Annotated in this window: 6 protein-coding genes and 1 rRNA gene; 5 read left to right on the plus strand and 2 right to left on the minus strand. The window is 68.8% G+C overall.

Annotated features, from left to right (window positions below; all coding sequences use genetic code 11):
• Window positions 1-76 (plus strand): 5S ribosomal RNA (rrf, locus tag ACFKCF_RS61235); the annotation flags it as partial.
• A gap of 1,498 nt (window positions 77-1,574) precedes the next feature.
• Complete coding sequence (locus ACFKCF_RS61240) at window positions 1,575-2,792, plus strand: hypothetical protein (RefSeq protein WP_394506681.1); 1,218 nt, start codon at window positions 1,575-1,577, stop codon at window positions 2,790-2,792.
• Window positions 2,793-3,739: 947 nt separating this feature from the next.
• Here ACFKCF_RS61240 and ACFKCF_RS61245 read toward each other — a convergent pair.
• A complete protein-coding gene (locus tag ACFKCF_RS61245; protein ID WP_394506683.1) occupies window positions 3,740-4,675 on the minus strand; it encodes an MBL fold metallo-hydrolase in 936 nt (311 codons plus the stop codon).
• A gap of 109 nt (window positions 4,676-4,784) precedes the next feature.
• On the opposite strand from ACFKCF_RS61245, the gene ACFKCF_RS61250 reads away from it, so the two are divergent.
• On the plus strand, window positions 4,785-5,204 hold the full coding sequence (locus ACFKCF_RS61250; protein ID WP_394506685.1) for a single-stranded DNA-binding protein: 420 nt from the start codon (window positions 4,785-4,787) through the stop codon (window positions 5,202-5,204).
• 492 nt (window positions 5,205-5,696) lie between these two features.
• Here ACFKCF_RS61250 and ACFKCF_RS61255 read toward each other — a convergent pair whose 3' ends face one another.
• Window positions 5,697-7,472, minus strand: coding sequence for a DUF1015 family protein (locus ACFKCF_RS61255; protein WP_394506687.1), 1,776 nt, complete (start codon window positions 7,470-7,472; stop codon window positions 5,697-5,699).
• Window positions 7,473-7,591: 119 nt separating this feature from the next.
• On the opposite strand from ACFKCF_RS61255, the gene ACFKCF_RS61260 reads away from it, so the two are divergent.
• Window positions 7,592-8,014, plus strand: coding sequence for a tetratricopeptide repeat protein (locus ACFKCF_RS61260; RefSeq protein ID WP_394506689.1), 423 nt, complete (start codon window positions 7,592-7,594; stop codon window positions 8,012-8,014).
• 926 nt (window positions 8,015-8,940) lie between these two features.
• Window positions 8,941-9,912 (plus strand): HAD-IIA family hydrolase, encoded by a 972-nt coding sequence (locus ACFKCF_RS61265; protein ID WP_394506691.1) that lies wholly within the window; start codon window positions 8,941-8,943, stop codon window positions 9,910-9,912.
• The last annotated feature ends 447 nt before the right edge of the window (window positions 9,913-10,359 follow it).

Below are 10,359 nucleotides of genomic sequence, written 5' to 3' on the forward strand. Positions count from 1 at the left end.
GAACCCGGAAGTTAAGCTTCTCTGCGCCGATGGTACTGCACTCGGGAGGGTGTGGGAGAGTAGGTCGCCGCCGGACAATTTTTGAGGGGGTTCGACGCCTTGGGCGTCGGACCCCCTTTTTTTGTGTTGTGCGTCCAGGGGGAGCTGTGAGGCGCTCTCTCGTACGGCCGACTGGCCGCTCCTCGTGCTGACACCGGCCACGTTGGGTTCCGAGTGCACATTTCTGTAGGTGTGCCGTTGCGCTGAAAGGCGCAGCTGTGGACTGTTCCGCGATTGAATTGGCCTGCCTCCGTTAATGGGGGAGGCCATCAATCGTTTCGGTGCCGGCGAGTCCCAATGGGGAAGGGACCAGCATCTGGGCGGGGATTCGCATATTTCGCCGAAGCGTGGTGACATAGCGAACACCCTCGCTGACCCTGCGTTTGCGGTCCCGCCGATATATGGCTTGCGTCCGGGCTCATGGACGTACTGGGGCTTGCTAGGCTGGTAGGAACCGGGCCACCCCACGGGTGGCCTTCGTCGCGTAAGGCCCAAGGGCGGCGACCAGCCACGGTGGACCGTCGTTGTGAGTCCGCTGGGTGAGCCAACGAAATGGACCAGAAGTGAACAGAGATAACGGATCGGACGGCGGACAGCGCGGGCGCGGCGACTACGGTGATAGGCGCTCCAGCGGAGGCGGCAGGAGCGGCGGGTACAGCTCTCGCGGGCGAGACTCCGGCGGCGACCGTCCGTTCCGTTCCGACGACAGGTCGCGCTCCTACGGTCGTGGAGACAGGGCGCCGCAGCGCGACGATGGCTATCGAGACGATCGTGGTCCGCGTCGTGAGGGTGACGAGCGTCGTTCGTACCAGGACCGGGATGATCGCGGCCCCCGTCGTGAGGGTGGCTTTGGCGATCGGCGCGAAGGCAGGTACGGGGACCGTCGTGAGGGCGGTCCCCGCGAGGACCGTGGCCCGCGTCGTGAGGGCGGCTTCGGCGAGCGCCGGTACGGCGACCGCCGCGAGGGCGGTCCCCGCGAGGACCGCGGTCCGCGTCGTGAGGGTGGGTTCCGCGATGACCGGGGCCCGCGCCGCGAGGGCGGGTTCCGCGACGATCGGGGTCCGCGCCGTGAGGGTGACGAGCGTCGTCCGTTCCGGGACCGGGATGATCGAGGCCCCCGTCGTGAGGGCGGCTACGGTGACCGTCGCGAGGGCGGGTACGCCCCTCGGCGCGAGGGCTCGCGTCCGTTCTCGAGGGACGACCGCGCCCCCCGCCGGGAAGGCGGCCACGGTGACCGTCGCGAGGGTGGGTTCCGGGAGGATCGGGGCCCCCGTCGTGAGGGCGGATTCGGCGGCAGGCGCGAGGGCGACCGTGGCCCGCGTAGCGGCGGTGACCGTCGCGAAGGTGGCTTCGGCCCTCGCCGGGACTCGCGGCCGTTCTCGCGGGACGACCGCGACGAGCGTTCCTCCTCTGCGGGCACCCGCGCCAGGTACAGCAGGTCCGACCGCGAGGCCGAGGCCCCGCAGCGCGAGAAGCTGCCCGAGGTCGCGCCCGACATCACCGCGGACGAGCTCGACAAGGATGTTCGTGAGGAGTTGCGCTCCCTCCCCGGCGACCTCGCCGAGCTGGTGGGCCGGCACCTCGTCGCCGCCGAACGGGCGCTCGAGGACGACGACCCCGACCGGGCGCACGAGCACACGAAGGTAGCGCGCAGGTTCGCGGCCAGGATCGGCGTCGTACGGGAGGCTGCGGGCATCGTCGCCTACCGCGCGGGGCACTTCTCCGAGGCGCTGAGCGATCTGCGCGCGGCCAGGAGGATGACGGGCTCTGACGCGTACCTGCCGGTCATGGCCGACTGCGAGCGCGGTCTCGGCCGTCCGGAGCGGGCGCTCGACCTCGTACGTTCGCCAGAGGCCGAGCGCCTTGACCGAGCCGGACGCATCGAGCTGACCATCGTCGAGTCCGGCGCCCGCCGCGACCTGGGCCAGCACGACGCCGCCGTGATCACCCTGCAGCGCCTCCCCGAGCTGCGCGACCCGCAGCCCAAGCCGTGGTCGGCGCGGCTGGCGTTCGCATATGCGGACGCTCTGGCCGATGCCGGGCACCAGGAGGCGGCTACGGACTGGTTCGGGCGGGCAATGGCGTTCGACGAGGACGGAGAGACGGACGCCGCCGAACGCTACGCCGAGCTGACCGGGTCCGTCATCGAGGACGTCGAGGAGGACTTCGAGGAGGACTTCGACTACGAGGACGACTTCGACGACGCCGGCGCGGCCGAGGCAGCCGAGGCGGCCGAGGACGTGGATGACGCGACGGCCCTGGCCGAAGCGGGTGACCTCCTGGCCTCCCCGGAGAACGTCTCGGACGAGGCGCGCGCCGACATAGTCGATCGTGAGTCACCGGATACGGCCCCGGGTGACGTCCTGGAGGAGCAGCCGGAGGACGCGGCTCCGGCGGACGTTCTGGAGGAGCAGCCGCAGCGCGCGGCCTCCGGGGACGTTCTGGATGAGGGGCCGCAGGACGCGGCCGCCTCGGCGGACGTACGGGATGGGGAGTCGCGAGAAGCTGCCCCCGCGGACGCATCGGATGGCGGACAGCAAGCTGTCCCGGCCGAAGCACCCGAGCGGCCCGGTCCCGCCGACGCTGACGAGGGCGTTGACGAGCAGCAGACTGCGCGGCCTGCTCCGGAGGCCGCCAAGCAGGCCGAGGCGCCGGGCATCACCCCGGCATTCATCGAGCCCAACTTCGGCGACACGCTCAACCTCGAGTCCGATGAATCCGCCTCGGATGTGAAGCGCAAGTCCGACGACTGACGCCACGTCCCCGCCGTACCCGGACCGCTACCGTCGCCACCCGACGGTCAAGCCGGTCCGCTACGGCGGGGACGGGCGGGCGACCGCGCACGTCATCGAATGAGAACGCCCGCACCTGCGGCCCGCCGAGGCATCCGGTACGGCATGATCGTGAAGGTCCCTCGCGATTGACGGCGAGGAGCTCGGCACGTGTACGGCGCCGAGGAGCGCAGCACGTATGGCCGCCCTCAGATCCCATACGCGTCCGACCGCGTGGAGTCCTGCGCCCGTCTCGCGGTGGGAAATCCCGCATGTCTTTGACGGCGAAGAGCCTTGCACGCGCCTAACAGTGCGGAGTTACGGCATCAGTCCGAGGGCGATGAGCCATGTGTGCGCCTGGCAATGCGGAGTTACGTGTGTGCCGGTGGGCGAGGAGCTGTCTGTACGCCTGGCAGCGCCGACTTACGTGTGCTCGAGAATGAGCAGCCGTCTGCGCGCCTAGCGGTGTCAAGTTACGTGTGCCGGAGGGCGAGCCGCCGTCTGTGCGCGTGGCAGTGTGGACCTACGTGTGTGTCCACGTGTGACGGACCTTGCAAGCGTTGCTGGTGCGGAGCCCCACAGCATCGGGCGAAGCGCCGGCACGCGTCCCAGAAATCCGGCTCCTGTTGGACTGCGTGAAGTTTCTCACGCATCCGGCGGCGAGGAGTCCTGCACCAGCGTTGACCTGCGACGAATCCTGCACAGCCTTGACCTGCGAGGAGCACCGAACACGCGTGATCGCAGGCAACTGACGCCGGCGAGGTCGGCGCACGTGCAACGGCACGCCCCCTGACGCGTGTGACGCCGAGAACCGGCACACCCACGACTTCTGGGCGACTTTACCGACCAGGCGACGAAAGCGGGTTCCCGCCAGGCGACGGCGGCGACATTTGCCCGCCCCATCGCCCGGCACCTCCCACCCCGCGAGGCTACGGTGAGACGCGGTTGAGCCAGTGGAGGATCCCCGCCACGTTCGACGGAGCACCACTCAACAGCTCGAACTGCTCAGCCGCCCCATCCTCCCCGCCATCAGCCTCCAATGCCCGATACCGATCCTTGGTGCGATCCCTGACCATGGCTACGGCATGGTCGAGATCCATCCCCTCGGCATGAGCCTGCCGAGTGAGATCAACCCAGATGCGAAGCTCCTCCGCAGACCGCTCCAAGGTGTCCTGTACGGCATCGACCGGCCCATAGTGGCTGAACAGCAACCGTTGCGGCCCAAGCGCCCCGAACAACGCGATCGAGTCGAGCGCCGTCTGCAGGTCGAAGTCCGGCGGCGGCGTCGCCGGGCGGAGATCGCCCGTCTCAGGAAGGTAGACGCCGGCCGCGTCGCCGACATACAGGTCACCGGTGGCGGAGTCGATCAGGCCCACGTGGTGTTTGGCGTGCCCAGGGGAGTAGTGGCTGTTCAGCGTGCGTCCGTTGCCAAGGTCGATGGCTCCGGTGTCGCCCAGGGCCACAATGCGTTCGGCCTCGGTGGGGGACAGTTCGCCAAATAGCGTGTCGAGCTTGTCGCCCCACACCATCCGCGCACTTGCCATCAATCGTGACGGATCAGCCAGATGGCGAGCGCCTTTCTCATGTACGACGATCTGCGCGGACGGGAAGAAGCTGGCGATGTCGCCCACCCCACCGGCATGATCCAGATGAATGTGCGTCACCACGACGGTGGCCAGGTCGTCCGGGCCGACGCCGAGCGAGGCCAGCGCATCTCGCACCACAGGCGCCGAGGTCGAGGTGCCCGTCTCCACGAGGCACGGCCGATCCCCCAAAATCAGATAGCCGGCCGTGATACCCGTGTATCCAGCCATTTTGGTGTCGATTTCATAGACGTCGCCACCCAACGCGGTGATGTTATCCACAGGAACTCCCGCCCTCCAGCCACTGTCCCCAGAACGGCATTCCAGCCGATCCGGCCTCCTCCTCATCGTAGATAGTGATCTCCACCAGAGCACCGATAGGAGGACGGCAGTGGACCGAAACGAAGTCCTGCTGGTAGGCCGGCTGTCGGCGGGGGTCGAGGAGCACTCCTTGCCCAGCGGCGACACCGTGGCGAAGTGGCGCATCATCGTGCGTCGCCGCCGCAACCGACGCGGCGCCACCCTGACCGACAGCATCCCGTGCGTCACCTTCGACCCGGAAACGGCAGCCACAGTCCGGGGCCTCAAGCCTCGCGACTACATGGAGGTGACAGGTTCCTTCCGCTGCCGCGTCTTCGGCCCGTCCACAGCCAAGATCTGGCGGTATGAGGTGGAGGTGAGCTCCGCCAGACCCTACGAGGCCGACGTTCCCCTCCCCAGCGACCTCCCGGACGATCCCACCCGCAGCTCTCACGGAAGCCTCGCCGCCCTGATCCCCCGCCAAGTGATCTACCTCGCCCCAGCCAGCTGACCCGTGCCGCGCCACGGACACGGAGAACCAGGAGAGGACTCGAAGTTCGCCCGGTCGTGGACAGCGCCCTTTCGCGTGGGGCCTCCAGCTGGTCGCGGCGGGCGTGGCTTTCCTCGGCCGGGCACGGCGTACGCATCGACCGAGAGCACGTGACCTGCCGCTGCCGGCAACGGTGGTGCTCGCGGTCATCACGTCGAATCCTTCGACCAGGACGCGCTCGCTAGTGGCTGGCTGGGGTGACCGTCTGATCGGGGCTGTCTCCGGATGACCGGTCGCCTTGGGGGTGCACCGTTCCGTGAGTCCCGTCGTTCCAGGGCGGTTCCTGCATAGGGGTGGTTCCTCCACAGGGGGCACGGCGTCAGCGGCGGCGCTATTACTACCCATGCTCGTACCGCGCTTCATGCACGGTAGGGCATCCGCTGCGCTCGCGCCCACAGCGGACGGCGGCGGGCGTGAAGAATCAGGTGCCCCGGCTAGGAGGGGATGGCTGCGTCAATCGATGTCGAACGTACGGAGGACCAGGCCGGTTCTGGGTTTCGGGCCGAAGGAGGTGGACTTTCGGGGGACCCGTTCACCGCCCGCAGCGACGGCCAGTACGTCGTCGACCGCGAGCGGCTTGAGGAGCACCGCGGTGCCGCCGGTGCGGATGGCCAGCCGCACTGCGGCGTCCGTGTCGTGATGGACGATGCGTACGGCCCGTTCGTCGTCACGCATGCCCCACACCTTAGGCAGCACGAACTCTGTGAGGACGGAGGTGTTGAGGGAGTTCCAGCGGTCGGAGTGGTCCGGCGGCATGGCCCGGGCGAGCTGCACCGGGTCGGGGTTGGTGAGCAGGTGCGTGCCGCTCTCCCCAGCGAGCAGGAAGGCCGGCTCCGGAGCTTCCTTCAGAGCGGCCAGACCCTGCGCCAAGTCGTCGAAGTCGTGCACGCGCCACGCGGCCCTGGCCTTGACGGTCGCCTCGGCGAGGGAAAGGCCGGGGATCACGCGGTGGATGGCCTGCAGATTGGGCGGGTACGCAGTGGAATCGACGAGCAGGGCCAGCCCGAAGTCCCACGGCCCGACAACGGGCTCCGACGTCGAACGGCGGCCGCTGGAGCGCGCGGATCCGGCCTCACCGGAGACATCGGCGGCAGCAGCGGTCCCGGAGAGGTGGGAGGCATGGGATGCGCCAGGGATTGGCGGCTTCCCCTCCACGCCGAGGTTCCCGCCGGCGGAGAGCGTCTGAGCGACGGTGGGTGGTTCGGGTCTTGTGGTGGTGGGGGCTGAGCGCTCGGGCTGGGATGAGTAGTGGGTGGCGTGCTCCTGGCGTTGGAGTACGCGGTACGTCGCGTATCGGTGGTGGCCGTCGGCGATCAGGGCTTGGCGGTCATGGAGATCGGCGTTTATCGCGTTGATCTCTGATGTGTCCGTGATGGCCCACAGGCGGTGCGTGAGGCCGTCCTCCGTGTGGGCGGACACGAGGGGGTGTCGTTTCGAGGCCACCTCGTCCACCAGACGGGTGGCGGCGCCGTTGTCGCCGTTGTAGAGGAGGAAGATGGGTTCGAGATTGGCCTGCGTGGTGCTCATGAGAGCGAGCCGGTCGGTGATGGGGCCCGGCATGACGTCCTCGTGGGGGAGGATGATGCGCTGCCCAGGGTCGGCCAGGCCCACGTCGCCGATCAAGCCGCGTTGGAGGACGTCAGGCCCGCTCTGCTCGTAGACATAGAGAGCCGGAACGTCGTCCGCCACCAAGACACCCGTGTCCAGCCAAGCCCTCAGTGTGTCCCGTGCCTCGGCGTAGCGGGTTTCGAGCCCGGCATCGGACGGTGTGGGAGGAACGGACGCCTGCTGTTGCGCGGGGGTCGGTTCGCTGTCGGCCGACGGGTGGTGGGGCGTGGCGGTGGGTTCGCTGTCGGCCGACGGGCGGTGGGGCGCGGTGGTGGGTTCGCTGTCGGCCGACGGGTGGTGGGATGCGGGGGTCGGTTCGGTGTCGGCCGACGGGCGGTGGGGCGCGGTGCTCGGTGAAGTTTGGGCGCTGGGCGTGAGGTTTGGTTCCTGTTGCGGGCGAGGGGCCACTGGCTTGGCGGAGGAATCGCTCCGGGGCGAGCGGGGAAGGATGAGTCGGACGACGTTGTTCGGATGGGAGTCCAGCAGGGCGTCCACGTCGGCGTCAGAGATCAGGTCGTATGGCGGGGAGGTCACCTTGGCGGGATCTTCGACGGCGAAACGTACCCCTCGGAAGGGCCGCAGCCCCAGCCCGTCCGGAATCGGCAGTTCAGGAGTCCCCATACCGGGCATGCTCCCATAAATGCTTGTGCCTTCCGGAAGTCGCCCCATGGTTGCAGCCCGTGCCCGTTCCGCAGCAGGGCGAAGCGGGTCCTCGTTCAGCGATGAAGGAGTCCTCACGCATGGCCCACGATGGAAACGTTCAGAACGAGAACTCAGGTGCTCCCGGGGGCGGTGTTTACGACTGGTATCAGCGTGGGGTGCGGTTGCTGAAAGAGGGTAGTCCGGCCGCCGCTGCGGCGTTGCTGGAGCGTGCTGCCGCCGCCGAACCCGAATCCCGCAGCATTCTGGAGGCGTTGGCTCGGGCGCAGTTCAATTCACGGCAGTATGCGGAGGCTGCCGCCAGTTTCCGGCAGATCGTGAATGCTAATCCAGCCGAGGATTATGCCTACTTTGGGTTGGGGTTGTCGTTGTGGCGGACCGGTGATGTGGAGGGGGCACAGGAGCCCCTGGCCATCGCGGTGGCCATGAGGCCAGATGAGCGGCATTATGTGTCGGCTTTGAAGAGTGTTCGCGCTACCTTGCGAGCTCGTCGCGAAATGTAGTCGGAGGGCGTGGGGTATCGGGAGCGGTCCGGGTCTCTTGTGATCGTCTCCTTTGCTGTCTGAACTGGCGTGGTTCCGGGTGTGGGGATGCGCGTTGAGCGATGCCTTGCGTCGTTCCGGCGATGGGCTCTTGAACGGCGGCGTGCGCCGGTCCTGGTGTGTGAGTGGGCGGTAGGCGGCGTTCTCGTCGTCCTCGTGCGAAATTGTGCGGGCGGCGATGGCGTGGCGCTGTTCGGCGGTCGCGATGGCGTGCGCTGTCCGGCGGTTGGCGATGGCGTGGGGGTGCCGGTCATGTTCCGCGGTGCGGGGGTGCGGCGGGCCCTGAGGGTGGCATTGAGTGATCTCATGGCGCTGGCTGCGGCTGAAGGCTGCTCAGATCTGCAAGGTGGGAGTGGTGGTTGTGGGCCGCCGCCCCGCGAGATCGGCGATGGAGAGCTATGGCGTAAAGGCTCTGGCGCGGTCGGGGTAAAGCGGCACTGCCAGTGAGGATGGCCTGGGTGCCGGTGCCGGTGCCGGTGGCGGTGGCGGTGGCGGTGGCGGTGGCGGGTGCCGGTGGCGGGTGCCGGTGGCGGTCCCGGTGGCGGTCCCGGTGGTGGTGCGGGTGGTGCCGGCGGCGCTGGCGGTGGTGGTGCCGGCTGGCGTGCCGGTGGCGTGCCGGTGGCGTGCGGGTGGCGTGCGGGTGGCGTGCGGGTGGCGTGCGGGTGGCGGTGCCGGTGATGGTGCGTGTGGTGCCGGTGGGGCTGGCGGTGGCGTGCGGGTGGCGGTGCCGGTGATGGTGGCGGTGCCGGTGCCGGTGGTGGCCCTGGCGGTGGCGATGGGGCTGCCCATGATGCGGTGGACTGTGGAAATGGTCGGGCTTTGTGTAGGTGAGGGTCGGGGCGGCGCTAAAGTCGCACGCGGCGTGAGAGTCAAACGGGAGAGGCGCTGTGCTGATCGACGGCTATGACACCTTGCTGCTCGACCTTGACGGTGTGGTTTACCTGGGCAGTCATGCGGTGCCGGGGGCGCCGCAGGCGTTGGAGGAGGCTCAGCGGCGTGGGGTGCGGCTGGCGTACGTCACCAACAACGCTTCTCGTACGCCTGCTGCCATCGCCGCTCACCTGCGTGAGCTCGGGGCGCCGGCCTCGGCTGACGACGTGGTGACTTCGGCACAGGCCGCTGCCCGGTTGGTCGCCGAAAGGGTGCCGCCTGGGTCGAACGTGCTCGTCGTCGGAGGGTCCGGGTTGCGGTTGGCTCTACGGGATCGGGGGCTTCGGCCCGTTTCCACTGCCGCCGAGTCCCCTGTCGCCGTGGTGCAGGGGATCGCCCCCGGTCTGTCGTACGGGCTGCTGTCCGAAGGGGCGCTGGCGGTGCGGCAGGGGGCGCTGTTCGTGGCCTCCAACGGGGACAGCACGATGCCTACCGGGCGAGGGGAGTTGCCGGGGAACGGGGCGATGGTTCGGGTGATCGCCGCGGCTACCGGGGTTGAGCCGGTTTATGCGGGCAAGCCGGATCCGCCGTTGCATCGGGAGTCCATGATCCGTACGGGGGCGCGGCGGCCGCTGGTCGTGGGGGATCGGCTGGACACCGATATCGAGGGGGCCTCCAACGCGGGGGTTGAGAGCCTGCTGGTGCTGACAGGGGTGGCGACGGCTGTCGATGCGCTGACGGCGGAACCGCGTCATCGGCCCACCTATGTCGGTGAGGATTTGCGTACGTTGCTGGAGTCTTATCCCGAGGTGCGGGATGGAGCGTGCGGGGGATGGCACGCACGATGGCTGGACGGCGTGCTGCGGCTCGATGGCGACGGCAGCCGGATCGATGGGCTGCGGGCTGCCTGCGACGCGGCGTGGACGATGGCCGGGGAAGGGCGGGTCGAGGAGGATGCCGTGAAGCCCGTGCTGGATCGGTTGGGCTGAGGTTCGCGAGGCTGGGCCACCGTTGAGGGTGCGCCGCTCTCGCTGAAGTGTTGCCGGGTAGGGGCTGGTGAATCTGGCGCAGGTCGGTCGGCCGCTGGCGTCGCGGCTTGCGTTGCTTCTCGCTTGCGCTGCCTCTCATTCCCGCTGTCGCTGTTCCCCCGGCCGCCGGTCAGGCGTTGGGTGCCGGGTCGGCTGTGGTCGGTCAGGCGTTGGTCGCCGGGCCCGCTGCCGCCAGTCAGGCGTCGGCGGCTGTTCCCGCTGTCGCTGGTCAGGTGCCGGCTGCCGGGGCTCGCTGTGGTCGCTGCTGCCGGGCGGGTGGGCGGGCTAGGCCGTGTTTCATAAGGATCTTTGGGGCTTGCGGCGTGTCGATGATCGTGAAAAGTAGAGGTCTCCGGTAGTTGGTTCAACGACCAAGAAGAGCCAAGTACCGGAGACCTCGTGGCCAGC

It is taken from the genome of Nonomuraea sp. JJY05 (genome assembly GCF_043496855.1).
Taxonomy (GTDB): Bacteria; Actinomycetota; Actinomycetes; order Streptosporangiales; family Streptosporangiaceae; genus Nonomuraea.